Below are 18,309 nucleotides of genomic sequence, written 5' to 3'. Positions count from 1 at the left end.
CGGCCGCGAAGAAACCCGCAGCGAAAAAGAGTCAATAACGGGCAAAGACCTCGCGGTCATTTCGACTGACCCGCGCTTCGGGGTCATTCCGGCGCCAGATAAAAAGCGGGCACACACCTATACAGTGTGTGCCCGCTTTTTTTTGCAACGGCAGGTCAGGCAAACATCTCCACGTGCCGCAAAATTGCCTGCAGCATGGCAGCGCCCAGCGACGCGCTACGTTCGCCATTCCAACCCACCCGCTCGTCCGGCAGGTTGGCGTTGTCCTTGAACGGCATCTCCAGCGTCAACGACAGACAGCCGAACTCATTGCCGATGTACTTTGAAGCCAGCTTGAGCGCATCCTCGCGATACTTGCTCGCGGCGTAGCCGTACTTGTCCTGGAAGTCGGGACTCGCATGCTTGAACGCCTCAATGAACGCTTTCTGCTCCTCCCCTTGCCGCTCGGTGAAACCCGGCAGCATTTCGGAGCCGGCCACGAAGACATACGGCAGCGCTTCGTCGCCGTGGATATCGAAAAAGAGATCGCAACCGGTCGCGTGAATGGCGTCGCGCACCACCAGTACCTCGGGACTGCGCGCGGCGTCCGGCTCCATCCATTCGCGGTTCAGGTTCGCACCCGTCGCGTTGGTGCGCAGATTGCCGTGCACGCTGCCGTCCGGATTCATGTTCGGTACGATGTAGAACACCGCGTGATCGTAGAGCTTGCGCGCCACCGGGTCGCCCACCCAATCGCCCCAGCCCACGAGACGCTTGACGAGTCCTTCGATAAACCATTCGGCCATCGTCTCGCCAGGATGCTGGCGCGCGATCAGCCAGATTTTCTTTTTAGGCGTCTCGCCGGTTTGCGGCGTGCCAAGCGTCAGCAGCGACATTGGCCGGCCTTCGACCGTCTTGCCCAATTCCGTGAGCGTGGCCTGCGGCAATTGCTGGACCGCGCCGAGAAACTCCGAGTGACGCTCCTCGCCATACGGCTCGAAATACGCGTAGTAGATGCGGTCGAAATCAGGTGTGTGGTCGATCGTCAGCACGCGGCCGTCGTAGGAAGTCGGCACGCGGAACCAGTTCACCCGGTCGTAGCTCGCCACTGCCTGATAGTCGCGCCAGCCTTCGGCGAAAGCGCAGGCCGCGGCATTTTCGAAGGTCATCACGCAGCGCTCACCGGCCGCGCCGGACAAACGGAAATAAAACCACTGCGCGAACTCGGCGTGACTGTCGGGCCGCACGCGCAGACGGATGTTGCCAGCGTCTTCGCAAGCCAGCACTTCGATTGCGCCCGCGTCGAAGTTGCTCGTAATCGATAACGTCATGATGTGCTTCCCTGCTTGTGTGCTTATGCGCTTGTGTGCGCGGCAATCGCCTGGTCGGCGATGCGGCGGCGGAATACGTAAGTGGAATCGTTCGAGGCTTCGGCGTCGAACGCATAGCCTTCAGAGTCGAAGTCCTTCAGCTGCTCGGGCTTGTCGAGGCGGTTCTCGACAGCGTAGCGCGCCATCAGACCGCGCGCGCGCTTGGCGTGAAAGCTGATGATCTTGTAGCGGCCGCCCTTCCAGTCTTCAAACACGGGTGTGACGATCGGCGCGTCGAGAAGCCTGGGTTTGACCGACTTGAAGTACTCGCCCGACGCGCAATTGACCAGCACGCGCGACGCGACCGTGTTCTTCTTCAGTTGCGCGTTCAAAGCCTGCGTGATCCGCTCGCCCCAGAACGCGTACAGATCCTTGCCGCGCGCGTTGGCAAAGCGTGTACCCATTTCGAGCCGATACGGCTGTAGCAGGTCGAGTGGGCGCAGCAATCCGTAGAGGCCGGACAGCACGCGCACATGGCTTTGCGCGTAATCCAGATCGGCCGACGACAACGTCTTCGCGTTGAAACCTTCATACACGTCGCCGTTGAACGCGAGTACCGCCTGCTTGGCGTTGTGCGTGCCGAAACTCGGCGACCACTCCGCGTAACGCTGGAAATTGAGGTGTGCAAGCTGATCGGAAATGCTCATCAGCGAGCCGATCTGCTGTGGCGACAAACGGCGCAACCCGCCGATCAATTCGGCCGCGTCATCGACGAAATCGGGGATCGTGTGCTTTTTGACGTGCGGAGGGGTTTCGTAGTCGAGCGATTTCGCCGGCGACAGAACGATTATCATAGAGGCTTGCAGGCACGCCGTGCCTGGCGGTCAAAGACGAAAGCCAGATTGTAACGAATGCCCGGTTCCCATGCCTCACATGGCGCTTTGCGCGTCGTCCTCGATTCCAATGTGTGGATCGATATTCTCGTGTTCGACGATCCGCACACGCGGCCGATCCGCGCCGCGCTCGAAAGTGGCGCGCTGGCCGCGCTGATCGACGCGCGCTGCCTCGCCGAACTCACCTACGTGCTCGACTATCCGCAATTCGTGCATCGCAATGTCGACAAGGCGGCGGCGCTTGCCGTCGTCGCGCGGCTCGCGCAGCTGGTCGAGACCGCGGCGCCCACGGAAGATGCCAGGCCGCTGCCCAAATGCAAAGACCGCGACGACCAGAAATTCCTCGAACTCGCGTACGCCGCGCAGGCCCACTGGCTGGTATCGAAAGACCGCGCAGTGTTGAAACTTGCCAAACGGATTGCGCGTGACTTCGGTTTTCAGATTGCCCGGCCGGCGCCGTTCGTCAGCGCCTGTATGAGCGCGGCGGACGAACCCGCGCCCGTGTAGTAACCCGTGTAACCCTATGACCCCTGGCCGAATGGCCAACGTTGGGCCGAAGGTGCGCACGCAGCGCCGCGTTTTCCCTACAATCAGGCTTCGTCCTTTTCAAACGACGCCTTTCGCCAATTCACTCGACCCTGCTCCGGACAGCGCCATGAATGCACCGCACGACACGCCCATGAGTCCCTCGTTTCCGTCTCGCCTGCCGGACGTCGGCACGACGATCTTCACCGTCATGAGTGCGCTCGCCGCCGAAAAAGGCGCGGTGAACCTCGGCCAGGGCTTCCCCGACTTCGGCTGCGATCCCCGCATTGTCGACGCCGTCGCAAACGCCATGCGCGACGGCCACAATCAATACCCGCCCATGGCGGGCGCCGCGCCGCTGCGTCAGGCCATTTCGGACAAGATCGCCAATCTGTACGGCCGCCGCTACGACGCCACCAGTGAGATCACCGTGACCGCGGGCGCCACGCAGGCGCTGCTGACCGCGATTCTCTGCACCGTGCATCCGGGCGACGAAGTGATCGTGGTCGAGCCGACCTACGACAGTTACCTGCCGTCGATCGAACTGGCTGGCGGCAAGCCCGTATTCGTCACGCTCGAAGCGCCCGACTACACGATCCCGTTCGACAAGCTTGCTGCCGCGATCACCCCGAAAACGCGGCTCCTGCTGATCAATACGCCGCACAATCCGACCGGGACAGTCTGGCGCAGTGAAGACATGCGCAAGCTCGAGGAAATCGTGCGCGGCACCAACGTGCTGATTCTGTCGGATGAAGTGTATGAGCACATGGTCTACGACGGCGCGCCGCATGAAAGCGTGGCGCGTTATCCGGAGCTGGCGCAGCGCAGCTTCGTGGTGTCGAGCTTCGGCAAGACCTATCACGTCACCGGCTGGAAAGTCGGCTACGTTGCCGCGCCCGCCGCGCTCACTGCGGAATTCCGCAAAGTGCACCAGTTCAACGTGTTCACGGTCAACACGCCGATGCAGGTGGGTCTTGCGGACTACATGAAGGATCCGGCACCGTATCTGGATCTGCCTGCGTTTTACCAGAAGAAACGCGACTTCTTCCGCGCCGGGCTCGCGAATTCCCGCTTCAAGCTGCTGCCTTGCACGGGCACCTACTTTCAGTGCGTCGACTATTCGGCGATCAGCGACTTGCCCGAAGCCGATTTCGCGCAATGGCTGACCGGCGAGGTGGGTGTCGCGGCGATCCCGGTCTCGGCGTTCTATCACGAAGCCCATGAATCGGGCGTGGTGCGTTTCTGCTTTGCCAAGCAGGAAGCCACACTCGCTACCGCGCTCGAGCGGCTGGCGCGGCTCTAGGATGTCCCGCGCGATGCTGCGAACGAACCCACGTTCCTCGCCATCGCGCGCAGCGGCCCGCGCGTGCGTTGCACGCCCGGATTCATTTCGGCCTCAATACCGCCATACCTCAGGCCGCACGCGATGCCGCGATATACGCCTTACGGTCTTCGGTCACGCGTTGCGCGGCCGGCCGGGCGTTGATCGCCTTCACATAGCTTTTCCAGTCCACACCGGCGTCGAGCAGGAAGTCGCGGCCGTACACGGTCTGCGTCGCCATGCCGACCAGCGGCAAGCTCACATAACCCGCCGCGTCCGCGACACTAAAACGCTCGCCGCTCAGATACGGCCCGAACTTCGCGATCCGCTTGAAGCCGGCAATGTGATGTACGAGCAACTTCTCGATACGCCCCTTGGTCGCATCAGTCACGGTACCGCCGAAGAACGCCTGCTTGTAGAGATTGCGTGCGGTCAGTTCGAGATGCACGTCTACGAACATGATCAACTCGCGCTCCTTGGCTGCCTCCCATGGGTCAGCGGAGAAGATCGCCTTGTCGGGAAAACGCGCGGCCAGATACTCGACAATGCTTTGCGATTCGCACAGATCGCCGCGCTCGGTCTGGATATAGGGCACCTTGCCGAGCGGAGAATGCTCGAGCATCGTCTCTTCCTGGCTCGGCAGCACGAACACTTCCTCGAACGGAATGCCGTGTTCGAGAAGCACGAACTTCACCTTGTTGTAATAGTTCGAGAGCGCGAAACCGCACAGCTTGATCATGGGGTGTCTCCTTCCTTCGGGTTGTATGAGACCGCTCGTCGACATCAAAAGCGGCGGCCTTCGATCAATCATCCAGTAAATTGCACGATCGTGCTATTCTAAAATAACCATGGAGTCGAGCATCACAATGACCTCTCGCAATTTCAGTATCGAGACTATCGGCATTGTCGGAACCGGTGCAATGGGGCGTGGCATCGCCCAGATTGCCGCACTGGCGGGCCTTACCGTGCGTCTGTACGACACGAATCCCGCCGCGATCGGCGCCGCGCGTGACTACCTTGCCGAGACTTTCGCCAAATTGACCGCCAAAGGCAAGCTCGATCAGGCCCGCTCGCTCGCCGCGCTGGCGAACGTGAGCGGCGCGCAGGTGATCGGCGATCTGGCCGATTGCGATCTGGTCGTCGAGGCGATCGTCGAAAAGCTCGAGGTGAAGCAAGCCCTTTTTCGCGAACTCGAAGCAGTGGTAAGCGGGCGCTGCGTGCTGGCATCGAATACGTCGTCGTTGTCGATTACCGCGATTGCGGCGGGTTGCACGAATCCGTCGCGCGTAGCGGGTTACCATTTCTTCAATCCGGTTCCGTTGATGAAGGTCGTCGAAGTGATCGACGGCCTGCGCAGCGATCCCGCCGCCGGCGACGCGCTGATGGATCTCGCGCGCCGCATGGGCCACACGCCGGTGCGCGCGAAAGACATGCCCGGCTTCATCGTCAATCATGCCGGCCGCGGGATGAACACAGAAGGCCTGCGCGTGGCGGGCGAAGGCGTGGCGAGCTTCGCCGACATCGACCGCATCATGCGCGAGCAGGCGGGGTTTCGTCTCGGGCCGTTCGAACTACTCGATCTGACCGCGCTCGACGTATCGCATCCCGTGATGGAATCGATCTATCACCAGTTCTACGAAGAGCCGCGCTTCACACCCTCACCGATCACGGGCACGCGGCTCGCGGGTGGACTGATCGGCCGCAAGACGGGCGAGGGCTTCTACCGCTATGAAGACGGCAAACAGCAAGTGCCAGCCGAGGCGCCCGCGCCAACCGAACTGCCGCAAAGCGTGTGGGTCAGCAAGCGCTATCCGCAAGCGCACGAAGCCGTCGCGCAGCTCGTCACCAAGGCCGGCGTCAAGCTCGACGACGGCGCCACGCCCGCAGCGGACTCACTGATCGTCGTAACACCGTTCGGTCATGACGCGACCACCGCTGCCGTTGACGAAGCACTCGATGCAACCCGCGTTGTCGCTTTCGACACGCTGTTCCCGCTGCTCGCGGCACAGCGCCGCACGCTGATGACAACCCCGGCCACCAGCCGCGCCGCACGCGAGAGCGCGCACGCGCTGTTGGCCGCCGACGGCATTCCCGTCACCGTCATCCGCGACTCGACCGGCTTCGTCGCGCAACGCGTGGTGGCGACCATCGTCAATATCGGCTGCGACATCGCTCAGAAACAGATCGCCACGCCGGACGATATCGACCTCGCCGTGATGCTCGGCCTCGGCTACCCGCGTGGGCCGCTCGCACTCGGCGATGCACTTGGCGCGGCAACGATCCTCACGATCTTGCGCAATATCTTCAGCGTACTCGGCGATCCACGCTACCGTCCATCACCGTGGCTTGCACGGCGGGCGCAACTTGGCCTGTCCCTCACCCAACGCGACGCCGCCGACACTCAAAGGGAGACCCAACAATGAGCGCCGAACTGCTGACCTCGCGCCCGACCGAAAGCGAATCGACGCTAGTCCTCACGCTGTCGAACCCCGGCGCACGCAATGCGCTGCATCCGGACATGTATGCCGCGGGCATCGAAGCGCTCGATTCGGTCGAGCGCGATCCGTCGATCCGCGCGGTCGTGATTACCGGCGCGGACAACTTTTTTTGTGCCGGCGGCAATCTGAACCGTCTGCTGGAAAACCGCGCGAAAGATCCATCGGTACAGGCCGAGAGTATCGATCTGCTGGGCGAATGGATTTCGGCGCTGCGTCTGTCGTCGAAGCCGGTGATCGCTGCTGTTGAGGGCGCCGCGGCCGGCGCAGGATTTTCGCTGGCGCTCGCCTGCGATCTGATCGTCGCCGCGGAAGACGCCAGGTTCGTGATGTCGTATGCGCGCGTCGGTCTCACGCCCGACGGCGGCGGCTCATGGTTCCTCGCGCAGGCGTTGCCGCGCCAGCTGGCAACCGAGGTGCTGATCGAAGGCAAACCGATCGGCGCCACGCGTCTGCACGAACTCGGCGTCGTCAACAAACTGGCCAAGGCCGGCACAGTGCGCGACACCGCTGTCGCCTGGGCTGACGAGCTAGGCAAGATTTCGCCGAATTCGGTCGCGCGCATCAAGGGGCTCATCGGCGCGGCCGGCGCCCAGCCGCTCGCCGAACATCTGGTTGCCGAGCGCGACAGCTTCGTCGCATCCCTGCACCATCGCGAAGGGCTCGAAGGAATTTCCGCATTCCTCGAAAAGCGCGCGCCGGTCTACAAGTGAACCTCAGTGAACGAAGGGACAATGCCTGACTATCAACTGCCGCAGCGCCGCCGGATCTTCCTGATGCGTCACGGCGACGTGACCTACTTCGACGACAGCGGCCGCGCGATCGATCCTGAAACGGTACCGTTGAATGCGAACGGCCGCGAGCAGGCAAGCGCGGCAGGCCGCGTGTTCGCCGGGCAGCAAGTCCGGTTCGACCGGGTGATCGTGAGCGGTTTGCCGCGCACGGTCGAAACCGCGCAGCGCGTCCTGGCCGAGACCGGTCAGCAGATCGAGCTCGAGGTCGAGCCCGCATGGCAGGAAATTCGCGGCGGTAAGCTTGGCAATATTCCGCTTCAGGACATGGAAGCGGCATTTCTCGGCGTGTTCGACGGCGTCGTGCCGGAAAGCACGCGCTTTCTCGACGGCGAAACCATCGGCGCGTTGTTCGACCGCGTGTTGCCCGCGCTGGCGGCATTGCGCGAGGACACGTCGTGGGACACTGTGCTGCTGGTGCTGCACGGCGGGGTGAATCGCGCGATTCTGTCGCACGCGCTCACCGCGGGCGGCCGCACGTTCTTCGGCCATCTGGCGCAGGCCACCGGTTGCATCAACGCGCTCGACGTCGGCACCGCGCTGCGCGACTGGGTGCTGCGCACGATCAACTATTCACCGCCGTCGCCACTCCATCGCGACGTTCGCAACACCACGATGGAAATGCTCTACGCACAATTCATTCAATACAAGCGTAGCTGAACCGAACTGGAGGAGACATATGGTGCAAGCCACACAGACCGGCGAACCAGAACACAAACCAGATTACTCGGACTTCGAGGGCACGCGTCCGGTCAATGAGCGGCAACGCTTCGACAGTGACGCGCTCGCCGCGTGGCTAAGCCAGCATGTCGACGGATTCACCGGACCGCTCACGCTGGAACAATTCGCGGGCGGCCAGTCCAATCCCACCTTCAAACTCGTCACGCCGTCGCGTGCGTATGTGATGCGCGCCAAGCCCGGGCCGGCCGCGAAGTTACTGCCCTCGGCGCACGCCGTCGAACGCGAATACCGGGTGATGCATGCACTTGCCGACACCGACGTGCCGGTCGCGAAAATGCTCGCGTTGTGCGAGGACGAGAGCGTGATTGGCCGGGCGTTCTACGTGATGGAGTTCGTCGAGGGCCGCGTGCTGTGGGACCAGTCCTTGCCCGGCATGACGCCTGCGGAGCGCACGGCGGTTTACGATGAAATGAATCGCGTGATTGCCGCGCTGCATAGCGTCGATGTAGCAGCAATCGGCCTTGCGGACTACGGCAAACCGGGCAACTACTTCGCGCGCCAGATCGGCCGCTGGAGCAAACAGTACATCGCCTCCGAAACGGAACCGATCGATGCGATGCAACGCCTGATCGAATGGCTTCCGCAACACATGCCGGCCGAAACGGGTGAGCGCGCGTCGGTCGTGCATGGCGACTACCGGCTCGACAATCTGATCTTCCATCCCAATGAGCCACGGGTACTCGCCGTGCTCGACTGGGAACTGTCGACGCTCGGCGACCCGCTCGCCGACTTCGCCTATCACTGCATGGCATGGCACGTCGATCCGACGCAATTCCGCGGCATCGCGGGTCTCGATTGGGCGGCCCTCGGTATTCCCGACGAAGCGCAATACGTCGAGCGCTATTGCAAACGCACCGGCTTCGAGATCCACGGCGACTGGAATTTCTATCTGGCCTACAACATGTTCCGCATCGCCGCGATCCTGCAAGGGATCATGAAACGTGTGGTTGACGGCACGGCGGCCAGCGCTCAGGCGCTCGATGCCGGCCGTCGTGCCAAGCCGATGGCCGAACTCGCCTGGCGCTATGCGCAGAAGGTGCGCTAACCGAATCGAATCGGCGCAGCGAGCTGCGCTCCCGAACAAACGTTATTCGTCATCCGCGAGGTCATACATGAATTTCGATTACACCCCGAAGGTTCAGGCGCTGCGCGAGAAACTGCTCGCCTTCTTTGACGAACACATCTATCCGAACGAGCAGGCGTTCTACGCCGAGATCGCGCGCAATCGCCAGAACGGCAACGCATGGCTGCCGACTGAACTGATCGAGCAACTGAAACAGAAGGCGCGCGACGCCGGCTTGTGGAACCTGTTCCTGCCTGAATCGGTACGAGGCGCCGGTCTGACGAATCTTGAATACGCGCCGCTGTGCGAGATCATGGGCCGTGTACCGTGGGCGCCGGAAGTGTTCAACTGCAACGCGCCCGACACCGGCAACATGGAAACGATCGAGCGCTACGGCAGCGACGACAACAAGCGCGAATGGCTCGAACCGCTGTTGCAGGGGCAAATCCGTTCGGCGTTTCTGATGACCGAGCCGGAAGTGGCGTCGTCGGACGCAACCAACATTCAGACGAGCATCGTGCGCGATGGCGACTACTACGTGATCAACGGCCACAAGTGGTGGTCGTCCGGTGCGGGGGATCCGCGCTGCAAGGTCTACATCGTGATGGGCAAGACCGATCCTGAGGCGCCGCGCCATGCGCAGCAGTCGATGATTCTGGTGCCCGCCGACGCGACCGGCATCACCGTGCACCGCCCTCTCACCGTGTTCGGTTATGACGACGCGCCGCACGGCCACATGGAAATCACGCTCGAAAACGTGCGCGTGCCGGCCACCAACATGCTGCTCGGTGAAGGACGCGGTTTCGAAATCGCCCAAGGCCGCCTCGGACCGGGACGCATCCACCATTGCATGCGGTTGATCGGCCTCGCCGAGCGCGCGATTGAATTGATGGCGAAGCGCTCGCTGCAACGGGTGGCGTTCGGCAAGCCGGTCGCGGCGCAGGGCGTCACCCAGGAGCGTCTCGCTGAAGCACGCTGCATGATCGAGCAAGCGCGTCTGTTGACGTTGAAGACCGCATACATGATGGACACCGTCGGCAACAAGGGCGCGCGCGGCGAGATTGCGATGATCAAGGTGGTCGCGCCGAATATGGCGTGTCAGGTGATCGACTGGGCGATCCAGGCACACGGCGGCGGCGGCGTCAGCGACGATTTTCCGCTGGCGTATGCATATGCATCCGCGCGGACCTTACGCTTCGCCGATGGCCCGGACGAAGTGCATCGCAACGCAATCGCAAAGCTCGAATTGGCGCGCTATATGGATGCGGGTGCCGCGGCTCGCGTGGAGACGCCGATTACGCGGGTTTGAGATCGGGCCGACGCGATCGCGCGAGTTCACGGCCAGCAGCATCGTCCGATCTGTGCTCTAATTTTCGTCGACTGCGGCGCCCTTGGTGGCGCCGCTTCCACGAAACGAAGGAGCCAGGATGATCGACGTCTATAGCTGGGCCACCCCGAACGGCCACAAGGTTCACATCATGCTCGAGGAAACCGGCCTCGCATACACCGCGCATGCCGTGGATATCGGCGCGGGCGACCAGTTCAAACCCGAGTTCCTCGCTATCAGCCCGAACAACAAGATTCCGGCGATCGTCGATTCCGAGGGTCCCAAGGGCGCCGACGGCAAACCGTTCGCGCTATTCGAATCGGGGGCGATTCTGCTTTATCTCGCCGAGAAAACCGGCAAGTTCCTGCCGACCGACCCAGCCGCACGCTATGCAACACTGCAATGGCTGATGTTCCAGATGGGCGGATTAGGTCCCATGCTCGGGCAAACGCATCACTTCCGCGTCTACGCGCCGGAGCCGATCGAATACGCGATCAATCGCTACACGAACGAAACGCGACGCCTCTATGGCGTAATGGATACACAACTCGGCAAGACCCGGTATCTGGCCGGCAACGATTACACGATTGCGGATATCGCCGCGTTTCCGTGGACCCGCTCGTGGCAAAACCAGGGGGTCGATCTCAATGAGCTTCCGAATGTGAAGCGCTGGCATGAAGACATTGCCGCACGTCCGGCGGTCGTGCGCGGTGTCGACGTGCTGGCGTCGGCCCGCAAACCGCTCATGGACGATAAGGCTAAGGAAATACTATTCGGCGCGACGCAGTACGCGAAGCGGTAATTTGCGGCCGTGTGTGCCGTCGCGTCCGATTCGCTCGCGTTGACAATGTGACCGCAGCGTTGTTGTCAGCCGCACGTACGTCGATATAAAAAAGCGCGAGATGACGTTACTGCCACTCGCGCTTTTTTGCCATGCGGGCGACTCGCGGTTATCCCCGTTAGAAATAGTGTCGCGTGATAAATGCCGCGACACATACGGGCCGCTCACTACCCTGCTGCTCCAGCGTTACGTTCCACTCGACCTGCACCCCCGCGTTGTCGACGTCAGTGACGGATGCAACCGCGAACCGTGCCCGCAATTGTGAACCGACCAGCACCGGCGACGTGAACCTCACGCGATTCAAGCCGTAATTGACGCCCATGCGCTGCACGAGTGCCACCGTCTGGTCGAGTAGCGCGGGAATCAGCGACAGCGTCATGAACCCATGCGCGACCGGACCACCGAACGGGGACTCACGCCGCGCCCGCTCCGGGTCCACGTGAATCCATTGATGATCGCCGGTGGCCTCGGCGAAACGATCGACACTCGCCTGATCGACCGTCAGCCAGTCGCTAACGAGTGGTTCAGCGCCAATCAGCGCGCGCAATGCCGCCGCATCGCCAAACGTGGCGGCAGACAACGCGCTGCCCGTCACGACGTGGCCCCGGGATTGCGCAGTCCGAACAAAGCCTTGGAGCGTACGCTGATCACCATTTCGCCGTGCTGGTTGAAGCCTTCCCACTGCGTCGAAACGATGCCGCGATCCGGCTTACTCTCCGATACGCGCTTGCCGAGTACGGCGTTCATCATCGTGATCGTGTCGCCGACGCGCACCGGCTTTAACCAGCGAATTTCGTCGATGCCGGGCGAGCCCATCGACGTGGAACCCGCGATCGCGGTGCGCACGAGCATGCCCATCATCACGGAACAGGTGTGCCAGCCGCTTGCGACCAGTCCGCGAAACGGCGACGCCGCGGCTGCAGCCTCGTCCAGATGAAACGGCTGCGGATCGAACTTCTCCGCGAACTCGACAATCTCTTCGCGCGTGAAAGTATGCTTGCCGATTTCGGTAGTCGTGCCGACTACCATGTCTTCATAACTCAGACCCATCGTCACACCTCTTTCTTCCGATTCGCCCGGCTGATCAAGCTTCGGCGATGACAAAGCCAGGCAGCGCGGCGAACCGCGCGAGATGGTGATCAACATCGCCCAACGTGGTTTCGATGATAGCAAGACGTTTGAACAGATGCGCCGCCGCGACTTCGTTCGTAACGCCCATGCCGCCGTGCAACTGGACCGCCTGCTGACCAACAAAGCGTGCGGCCTGACCCACTCGCGCTTTCGCGGCGGAGACCGCGCGACGACGTTCGTCGGCATCTGCGCTCGTGTATCGCATGGCCGCGAGATAAGTGACCGACCGCGCCTGCTCGGCGTGAATCAGCATCTCGACCATGCGGTGCTGCAACGCCTGAAATCGTGCGATCGGCTGGCCGAATTGCTGGCGCGTTTTGGTGTATTCGACCGTTGCATGGTTCAACGCGTCGAGCGCGCCGACCGCTTCCGCACACAGCAATACCGTGCCGTAGTCCGCGATGTGTTCCAGAGCCGCGGCACCGGCGTGCTTGCCGGTGAGCTGGCGAGCCGGCGTGCCGTTGAACCTGAGTGTCGCGGCACGCTGGCCGTCGATTGTGCGGTAGTCGGTCACTGCAACGCCAGCCGCATCGCGAGCGACGACAAAGAGCGCGATCTCGCCATCGAGCCTTGCTGGCACGATCCAGTAATCCGCTTGCGCGCCGTGCAGTACAACCGATTTCGTGCCAGTCAATGTCTGTTGATCGCGCTGCCCGTTCGCAACAGTCGCGACCTCGAACAGGTCGTAGCGCGCGTGCGGCTCGTGAAATGCCACTGCCAGCTTGATCTCACCCTGAGCCGCGCGTTCGAGCAGCGATGCGTCTTCGCCCTGCTGCGTGCCCGCCAGCCGTAGCGCCTCGATGCCCACCGCGGTCGCCCAATACGGCTCGATCACTAAAGCACGCCCGAGTTCCTGCATGACGACCAGCATATCGATCGGGCTGCCGTTGAAGCCACCGTGAGCTTCCGGCACCGGCAAAGCGGTCAGGCCGAGTTCGGTAAAGGCTGCCCAGTGCGGATCCGACACGCCGGCTTCCGATTGCACGATCGCCTGGCGCGCTTCGAACCCGTAGCTCTTGTCCAGATAGCGGCGCAGCGCGTCGGCAAATTGCTGTTGTTCGTCGTTGAAAGTGAAGTCCATGCGCCGCTCCTCAAAGTCCCAGAATCATCTGCGCGATGATGTTCTTTTGAATTTCGTTCGAGCCGCCGTAAATCGACGTCTTGCGGAAGTTGAAGTAGTACGCGGCCAACGGCGCGGCGTCATCGTCACCGGCGACGCTATGTTCGCGTTCGCCTTCGAGGAATGGCACGTCGAACGGTGCGGCGAGCGGTCCGATTGCTTCGAACATGAGTTCGGTTAGTGCCTGCTGCACTTCCGTGCCCTTGATCTTGAGCATGGACGCCTCGGGACCCGGCCCACGTCCGCCCGTTTCATTGGCCACCACGCGTTGCACGGTGACTTCGAGGGCCATCAGTTCAATCTCGAGACTCGCGACTTTGGCGGCAAACACAGGATCCTGCAGCAACGGTTTGCCGTTCTTCTTCTGATCCAGCGCGAGGCGCTTCAGAAATACGAGTTCGCGCTTCGATTGACCGACACGAGCGATACCCGTGCGCTCGTGTCCAAGCAAGTACTTCGCATAAGTCCAGCCGCGATTCTCTTCGCCGACCAGATTCTCGACCGGCACCTTCACGTCCTCGAAGAAGACTTCGTTGACTTCGTGGTCTTCGTCGAGCGTGATGATCGGGCGCACGGTAATACCAGGCGTTTTCATGTCGACCAGCAGGAAGGAAATGCCCTCCTGCTTTTTTGCGCCGCTGTCGGTACGAACGAGGCAGAACATCATGTCGGCGTACTGGCCCAGTGTGGTCCAGGTTTTCTGACCGTTGACCACATAGTGATCGCCAACGCGCTCGGCACGCGTTCGCAGTGAGGCCAGGTCGGAACCGGAGCCAGGCTCGGAATAGCCCTGACACCACCAGTCAGTACCGTCGAGTATGCGTGGCAGATAGTGGCGCTTCTGCGCCTCATTGCCGTACTTCATCAGCACCGGTGCCACCATCGAGACGCCGAAGGGCAGCACGGACGGCGCGCCGATACGCGCGCACTCTTCGTCCCAGATATGCCGTTGGGTCGCGTCCCAGCCCGGGCCGCCGTATTCCTTCGGCCATGCGATGACCGACCAGCCGCGCGTGCCGAGCAGCTTGTGCCAGCCAGCGAAGTCTTCACGGTTCAGACGTTTGTGGTTGAGTACCTTGTCGCTCAGCTCGCGAGGCAAATTCGCTTCGAGCCAGGCGCGGATGTCGGCGCGGAACGCGTCGTCAGCGGGGGAATAGTCCAGATTCATGCGTAGTGTCTCCTGGCCGCGACCGCCCGCCGCCAGTGAGCCACTGCGCTATTGCAGCGGTTCCTTCAAGGCAGCCGGGACCGGCAGCGGCATCACTTCGATGCCTTCTTCGACTAAGGCTTTCGCATCTTCCGGTGTCGTGACACCGCGAATATTGCGTGCAGGCGCTTCGTTGTAGTGAATGCGCCGTGCTTCCTCAGCGAAGCGGTCGCCCACGTTCTCAGTCTTTTCCAGTACCTCGCGCAAAGCGCGCATCACACGCGCCTGCATGTCCGCCGCGCCCGCCGGGACTTTCGTATCAGTCGCCCCCGACAGGTTCAACCGGGGCGCCGACGGCAAACGGCTCACTTCGTTCGCGCCGCAGATCGGACATTCAATGAGCTTGCGGGACTGCTGCGACTCGAAATCATCCGCCGAAGCGAACCAGCCTTCGAACCGATGGCCATGCGGACACTGTAAATCGAGGACCTTCATGTGGAATCAGGGCTTGCGTGCCAGTTTAGCGCAAAATGGAAATTTGTGAACGGTCGTTCGTAAATTTCTACGGACGGCGCATTGACGCCAGGCGTCGCCGACAAATCGAACGCGGTGCGCGATTTTAACGCTTTGCGCAACGGGCTGCCGAAGGTGAGTCAATCAGCGAACGGCACACCGAAAACCCGCAGATGAAAGAGCGCGCTGAACGTATGGCACCCATGGGTTCGCGCGCTCACCGCTGCGCACCTTTTAAGCCACAAGGGATTCGAGTTGGCGGTTAAGCCGCGGTTCGAGTTCGAGCGCCTCTTTGGCGAGGTTGATCTGCTTGGCCGATTTGGCGACATCGAACACGTCCGCCTTGATGTCATAGCCGCCACGCGCGGTCAGCCAATCCAGAATGTCCGACAGATGCCATACCGACGCACTGCCCTCGTGTACCGGCGGTGGAAAATCAATAGCATGGCTCAGCATCAGCTTACGCATGTTTTGCCGTGACACGCCCGCGACCTCAGCGACATCCGTAAGGCCGACGAAATCCGGCCCCGCTTCGACAAGGCGTGCGGACGGCACGACCTGTTTGATATCTTTGAGTGCGCTGACAAGCGCCTCGAACGCTGATGCGCCCTCGCGTGCAAAAAACAGCGCAATGCGCCCTGGCTGCCCTACGCCGATCGTAGCGTCGTCACATCCCGCTTCGCCCAGCCGCTCGACGATCTCGTCAAGATCGCAATCTTCAGCGGCAAGCCTGTACTTCAAGGTGAACACATATTCCATAAGCTACTCCTGCCTTCATTCAGCTTCGGGCTTTTTGCCCTTCGAACACGTTTACTGCCGACGCGCCGTGCAGTTGTCGACGATGCGCCTAAGGTGCCTTGCGTGATTCCCGGGATTCTTCGGCGTGCTCCACACACTCGAAATGCAGAACTCACCGCAGCGACACTCCGCCTCCTTGTAAGGGCAGTACATCTTTCCCCACGCATGACCTTTGCCGCCGCCCTGCACACGCCAGCCGTTTCTTTCCGCGTAAGCCAACGCGGCCTCGACTTCTTTCTTGGAATGGATTCCACGAACCATCTATACCCTCCAATTTAAGGCGTACGCCAATGGTTGTCAAGTGACAACCACAAAAATACGTCCTCGCGCAAAACCATCTCATATCATTCGTTATCCGGAATAAGTGCGATAACAAACTCCGTTGCCAGCCATCGATACTAGAGCGGCAACAAACGGGGGGCGAGACTGTCGGATGGCATAGGACGAGAACCCATTTTTCAGCCACGTGCTAGCGCATTGAGTCGATTTCGTACCCGCAATGGCAAAGCCCCTGCGGTCATGGACCAACAGGGGCTTTTTTGCGAATTTTCCAGCCGGCGCGACTCGCGCCCGGTCGGCGTTACAAACAGCGCGCGCTATTGCGGCTCGGCCATTGGCCAGGTACCCGACAACACCTTCTCCAGCCAGAACGTGCCAATGACGGTCTTCACATCGGTAATCTTGCCGGTGCGCACCCACTCGGACACATCGGCCACAGTCGCCGTGAACAGTTCGAGAAATTCGCCGTCGTCGAGTTTACGCTCGCCGGCAGTCAATCCGCGCGCCAGGTAAATATCGATGAACTCGGTCGAGTAGGAAATGATGGGATGAATGCGCGTCAGATAAACATACTCGCGCGCGGTATAGCCGGTCTCTTCCCGCAGCTCCCGTTTCGCGCAAGCCAGTGCGCCTTCGTTCGGATCGAGCTTGCCCGCCGGATATTCGACCATCACCTTGCCCATCGGATAACGGTACTGACTTTCCAGCAACACACGGCCGTCGTCGAATAGCGGAATCACCATCACGGCGCCCGGATGCTGAACGTACTCGCGCGTAGCCTGCTTACCGTCCGGCAAGCGGACCGTATCGCATTTGAGCGTAAGGAACGGCCCTTGATGGATCGTTTTGCTCTCCGTACAGGTCTCGGTAAGCGCGGCGTCGTGATCGGGAAGTTCAGCCATATACGACCTCAGAACAGCTTGATGCGCGACGGCGAAAGGCCGTCAGCGGCGTTTGACGAGATACTGGAAGGTAAAGCCGGGGAATGCGAACACGACGAACAATGCAAACGTGATCGCGTAGAACTGCCACCCCTGTTCGAACCGGTTACCCGCGCGTGCTTCCAGCAGAAAACCGAGCGCGCCGACCGCAAAGTACAGCACGATCAATTCGGCAATCCGGATCCAGGCGCTCTTCTTCGCCGCCTTCAACGGCACGACGGCGAAGAGCCGTTGATTGAGGAACGGCAGGTTGGCGCCGACCAGCGCCAACAACACGATAAACCAGCCCGCAGCCGACATCAGAGCAGCAGCGTGTGCTGGATAGCCTGCAGGCAGGCCTTCAACAGCGGATCCGGCACGATACCGAGCACCAGCACGGCGACACCATTGAGTGCCAGCAACGCACGCGTGCTCGTGTCGGCGAGGATCGGCGATTTGTCTTGCGGTTCGTCGAAGTACATCAGCTTGACGATACGCAGGTAGTAGAACGCGCCGAACAGCGACGTGATGACGGCCAACACGGTGAGCCACGTCAACCCGGCATTCATGGTTGCCTGCAACACCGCGAGCTTGGCGTAGAAACCGACGGCGGGCGGAATGCCGGCGAGCGAGAACATCATCACCATCATGACGAAAGCGAATACCGGGCTACGTTGATTCAGGCCCTTGAAGTCTTCGAGCGTGTCCGCTTCGAAATCGCGGCGTGCCAGCAGCATGATGATGCCGAAGGTGCCCATCGTCGTAATCAGGTAGACGATGCTGTAGTACATCGCCGAGCCGTACGCGTTGGCGGCGCCCGTGGTCTTGTGGTCCACGACGCCAGCCAGCAGGCCGAGCAACACGAAGCCCATGTTCGAAATTGCCGAATACGCGAGCATCCGCTTGACGTTGCGTTGCACGATACCGGTGATGTTGCCGACGATCAGCGACAGCGCCGCCAGGATCACCAGCATTTCCTGCCACTCGACGGCCAGCGGCAGCAGACCCATCACGAGGAAACGCAGACCCCACGCGAATGCCGCGACCTTCGGACCGCCGCCGACGAGCAGCGTCATTGCGGTCGGTGCGCCTTGGTACACGTCAGGCACCCACAT

Annotated in this window: 21 protein-coding genes; 8 read left to right on the top strand and 13 right to left on the bottom strand. The window is 61.5% G+C overall.

Annotated elements, in window-relative coordinates; translation table 11 throughout:
* Window positions 1-155: 155 nt before the first annotated feature.
* Window positions 156-1,310, bottom strand: coding sequence for a M14-type cytosolic carboxypeptidase (locus tag QOC89_RS13255; RefSeq protein WP_323045428.1), 1,155 nt, complete (start codon window positions 1,308-1,310; stop codon window positions 156-158).
* A 23-nt stretch (window positions 1,311-1,333) separates the two neighbouring features.
* Window positions 1,334-2,143, bottom strand: a complete 810-nt coding sequence (gene yaaA / locus QOC89_RS13250) for a peroxide stress protein YaaA (protein ID WP_323045427.1) — start codon at window positions 2,141-2,143, stop codon at window positions 1,334-1,336.
* 57 nt (window positions 2,144-2,200) lie between these two features.
* On the opposite strand from yaaA, the gene QOC89_RS13245 reads away from it, so the two are divergent.
* Both QOC89_RS13245 and QOC89_RS13240 read left to right on the top strand, forming a co-directional pair.
* Complete coding sequence (locus QOC89_RS13245) at window positions 2,201-2,689, top strand: putative toxin-antitoxin system toxin component, PIN family (protein ID WP_323045426.1); 489 nt, start codon at window positions 2,201-2,203, stop codon at window positions 2,687-2,689.
* A gap of 148 nt (window positions 2,690-2,837) precedes the next feature.
* On the top strand, window positions 2,838-4,010 hold the full coding sequence (locus QOC89_RS13240; protein WP_323045425.1) for a pyridoxal phosphate-dependent aminotransferase: 1,173 nt from the start codon (window positions 2,838-2,840) through the stop codon (window positions 4,008-4,010).
* Between the two features lie 109 nt (window positions 4,011-4,119).
* On the opposite strand, the gene QOC89_RS13235 is transcribed toward QOC89_RS13240, so the two are convergent.
* Window positions 4,120-4,767 (bottom strand): glutathione S-transferase, encoded by a 648-nt coding sequence (locus QOC89_RS13235; RefSeq protein ID WP_323045424.1) that lies wholly within the window; start codon window positions 4,765-4,767, stop codon window positions 4,120-4,122.
* Between the two features lie 127 nt (window positions 4,768-4,894).
* On the opposite strand from QOC89_RS13235, the gene QOC89_RS13230 reads away from it, so the two are divergent.
* From QOC89_RS13230 to QOC89_RS13205, 6 genes are all read left to right on the top strand, one after another.
* Window positions 4,895-6,451, top strand: a complete 1,557-nt coding sequence (locus QOC89_RS13230; RefSeq protein ID WP_323045423.1) for a 3-hydroxyacyl-CoA dehydrogenase — start codon at window positions 4,895-4,897, stop codon at window positions 6,449-6,451.
* Entirely contained in the window at window positions 6,448-7,236 is a 789-nt protein-coding gene (locus QOC89_RS13225; protein ID WP_323045422.1) for an oxepin-CoA hydrolase, alternative type, read from the top strand. Before QOC89_RS13230 ends, QOC89_RS13225 begins: the two co-directional genes overlap by 4 nt.
* 21 nt (window positions 7,237-7,257) lie before the next feature.
* Entirely contained in the window at window positions 7,258-7,974 is a 717-nt protein-coding gene (locus QOC89_RS13220; protein WP_323045421.1) for a histidine phosphatase family protein, read from the top strand.
* 19 nt (window positions 7,975-7,993) lie between these two features.
* Window positions 7,994-9,100, top strand: coding sequence for a phosphotransferase (locus QOC89_RS13215; RefSeq protein ID WP_323045420.1), 1,107 nt, complete (start codon window positions 7,994-7,996; stop codon window positions 9,098-9,100).
* Window positions 9,101-9,167: 67 nt separating this feature from the next.
* Window positions 9,168-10,427, top strand: coding sequence for an acyl-CoA dehydrogenase family protein (locus QOC89_RS13210; RefSeq protein ID WP_323045419.1), 1,260 nt, complete (start codon window positions 9,168-9,170; stop codon window positions 10,425-10,427).
* Window positions 10,428-10,545: 118 nt separating this feature from the next.
* Window positions 10,546-11,247 carry a glutathione binding-like protein gene (locus QOC89_RS13205; protein WP_323045418.1) on the top strand — a complete coding sequence of 234 codons (702 nt, stop codon included), beginning with the start codon at window positions 10,546-10,548 and terminating at the stop codon, window positions 11,245-11,247.
* 157 nt (window positions 11,248-11,404) lie between these two features.
* Here QOC89_RS13205 and QOC89_RS13200 read toward each other — a convergent pair whose 3' ends face one another.
* The 10 genes from QOC89_RS13200 to QOC89_RS13155 form a co-directional block, all read right to left on the bottom strand.
* Window positions 11,405-11,881 carry a MaoC family dehydratase gene (locus QOC89_RS13200; protein WP_323045417.1) on the bottom strand — a complete coding sequence of 159 codons (477 nt, stop codon included), beginning with the start codon at window positions 11,879-11,881 and terminating at the stop codon, window positions 11,405-11,407.
* Window positions 11,878-12,336 (bottom strand): MaoC family dehydratase, encoded by a 459-nt coding sequence (locus QOC89_RS13195; protein ID WP_323045416.1) that lies wholly within the window; start codon window positions 12,334-12,336, stop codon window positions 11,878-11,880. Before QOC89_RS13195 ends, QOC89_RS13200 begins: the two co-directional genes overlap by 4 nt.
* Before the next feature lie 34 nt (window positions 12,337-12,370).
* Window positions 12,371-13,498, bottom strand: coding sequence for an acyl-CoA dehydrogenase (locus QOC89_RS13190; protein ID WP_323045415.1), 1,128 nt, complete (start codon window positions 13,496-13,498; stop codon window positions 12,371-12,373).
* Window positions 13,499-13,508: 10 nt separating this feature from the next.
* Complete coding sequence (locus QOC89_RS13185) at window positions 13,509-14,705, bottom strand: acyl-CoA dehydrogenase family protein (RefSeq protein ID WP_323045414.1); 1,197 nt, start codon at window positions 14,703-14,705, stop codon at window positions 13,509-13,511.
* 48 nt (window positions 14,706-14,753) lie between these two features.
* Complete coding sequence (locus QOC89_RS13180) at window positions 14,754-15,179, bottom strand: DUF1178 family protein (RefSeq protein WP_323045413.1); 426 nt, start codon at window positions 15,177-15,179, stop codon at window positions 14,754-14,756.
* Between the two features lie 252 nt (window positions 15,180-15,431).
* Window positions 15,432-15,956 carry a DNA-binding protein gene (locus tag QOC89_RS13175; RefSeq protein ID WP_323045412.1) on the bottom strand — a complete coding sequence of 175 codons (525 nt, stop codon included), beginning with the start codon at window positions 15,954-15,956 and terminating at the stop codon, window positions 15,432-15,434.
* Between the two features lie 51 nt (window positions 15,957-16,007).
* The gene (locus QOC89_RS13170) at window positions 16,008-16,256 is read right to left on the bottom strand and encodes a hypothetical protein (protein WP_323045411.1); all 249 of its coding nucleotides are present in this window, start codon (window positions 16,254-16,256) and stop codon (window positions 16,008-16,010) included.
* Window positions 16,257-16,591: 335 nt separating this feature from the next.
* The gene (locus tag QOC89_RS13165; RefSeq protein ID WP_323045410.1) at window positions 16,592-17,176 is read right to left on the bottom strand and encodes an NUDIX hydrolase; all 585 of its coding nucleotides are present in this window, start codon (window positions 17,174-17,176) and stop codon (window positions 16,592-16,594) included.
* 42 nt (window positions 17,177-17,218) lie between these two features.
* Window positions 17,219-17,515 carry a DUF2818 family protein gene (locus QOC89_RS13160; protein ID WP_323045409.1) on the bottom strand — a complete coding sequence of 99 codons (297 nt, stop codon included), beginning with the start codon at window positions 17,513-17,515 and terminating at the stop codon, window positions 17,219-17,221.
* Window positions 17,515-18,309 (bottom strand): NADH-quinone oxidoreductase subunit N (locus tag QOC89_RS13155; RefSeq protein ID WP_323045408.1); only part of this gene is annotated, 795 nt, incomplete at its 5' end. The genes QOC89_RS13155 and QOC89_RS13160, both read right to left, overlap by 1 nt.

The sequence above is a fragment of the Paraburkholderia sp. genome, from assembly GCF_034668105.1.
GTDB lineage: Bacteria > Pseudomonadota > Gammaproteobacteria > Burkholderiales > Burkholderiaceae > Paraburkholderia.
Note: the sequence above shows the minus strand (reverse complement) of the source record. Positions and strands in the feature narration are given on the sequence as shown.

Bases quoted from the DNA above. Each gene is read 5' to 3' on its own strand.
- QOC89_RS13255 (WP_323045428.1), bottom strand. From the start codon at position 1,310: ATGACGTTATCGATTACGAGCAACTTCGACGCGGGCGCAATCGAAGTG.
- yaaA (WP_323045427.1), bottom strand. From the start codon at position 2,143: ATGATAATCGTTCTGTCGCCGGCGAAATCGCTCGACTACGAAACCCCT.
- QOC89_RS13245 (WP_323045426.1), top strand. From the start codon at position 2,201: ATGCCCGGTTCCCATGCCTCACATGGCGCTTTGCGCGTCGTCCTCGAT.
- QOC89_RS13240 (WP_323045425.1), top strand. From the start codon at position 2,838: ATGAATGCACCGCACGACACGCCCATGAGTCCCTCGTTTCCGTCTCGC.
- QOC89_RS13235 (WP_323045424.1), bottom strand. From the start codon at position 4,767: ATGATCAAGCTGTGCGGTTTCGCGCTCTCGAACTATTACAACAAGGTG.
- QOC89_RS13230 (WP_323045423.1), top strand. From the start codon at position 4,895: ATGACCTCTCGCAATTTCAGTATCGAGACTATCGGCATTGTCGGAACC.
- QOC89_RS13225 (WP_323045422.1), top strand. From the start codon at position 6,448: ATGAGCGCCGAACTGCTGACCTCGCGCCCGACCGAAAGCGAATCGACG.
- QOC89_RS13220 (WP_323045421.1), top strand. From the start codon at position 7,258: ATGCCTGACTATCAACTGCCGCAGCGCCGCCGGATCTTCCTGATGCGT.
- QOC89_RS13215 (WP_323045420.1), top strand. From the start codon at position 7,994: ATGGTGCAAGCCACACAGACCGGCGAACCAGAACACAAACCAGATTAC.
- QOC89_RS13210 (WP_323045419.1), top strand. From the start codon at position 9,168: ATGAATTTCGATTACACCCCGAAGGTTCAGGCGCTGCGCGAGAAACTG.
- QOC89_RS13205 (WP_323045418.1), top strand. From the start codon at position 10,546: ATGATCGACGTCTATAGCTGGGCCACCCCGAACGGCCACAAGGTTCAC.
- QOC89_RS13195 (WP_323045416.1), bottom strand. From the start codon at position 12,336: ATGGGTCTGAGTTATGAAGACATGGTAGTCGGCACGACTACCGAAATC.
- QOC89_RS13190 (WP_323045415.1), bottom strand. From the start codon at position 13,498: ATGGACTTCACTTTCAACGACGAACAACAGCAATTTGCCGACGCGCTG.
- QOC89_RS13185 (WP_323045414.1), bottom strand. From the start codon at position 14,705: ATGAATCTGGACTATTCCCCCGCTGACGACGCGTTCCGCGCCGACATC.
- QOC89_RS13180 (WP_323045413.1), bottom strand. From the start codon at position 15,179: ATGAAGGTCCTCGATTTACAGTGTCCGCATGGCCATCGGTTCGAAGGC.
- QOC89_RS13175 (WP_323045412.1), bottom strand. From the start codon at position 15,956: ATGGAATATGTGTTCACCTTGAAGTACAGGCTTGCCGCTGAAGATTGC.
- QOC89_RS13170 (WP_323045411.1), bottom strand. From the start codon at position 16,256: ATGGTTCGTGGAATCCATTCCAAGAAAGAAGTCGAGGCCGCGTTGGCT.
- QOC89_RS13165 (WP_323045410.1), bottom strand. From the start codon at position 17,176: ATGGCTGAACTTCCCGATCACGACGCCGCGCTTACCGAGACCTGTACG.
- QOC89_RS13160 (WP_323045409.1), bottom strand. From the start codon at position 17,515: ATGTCGGCTGCGGGCTGGTTTATCGTGTTGTTGGCGCTGGTCGGCGCC.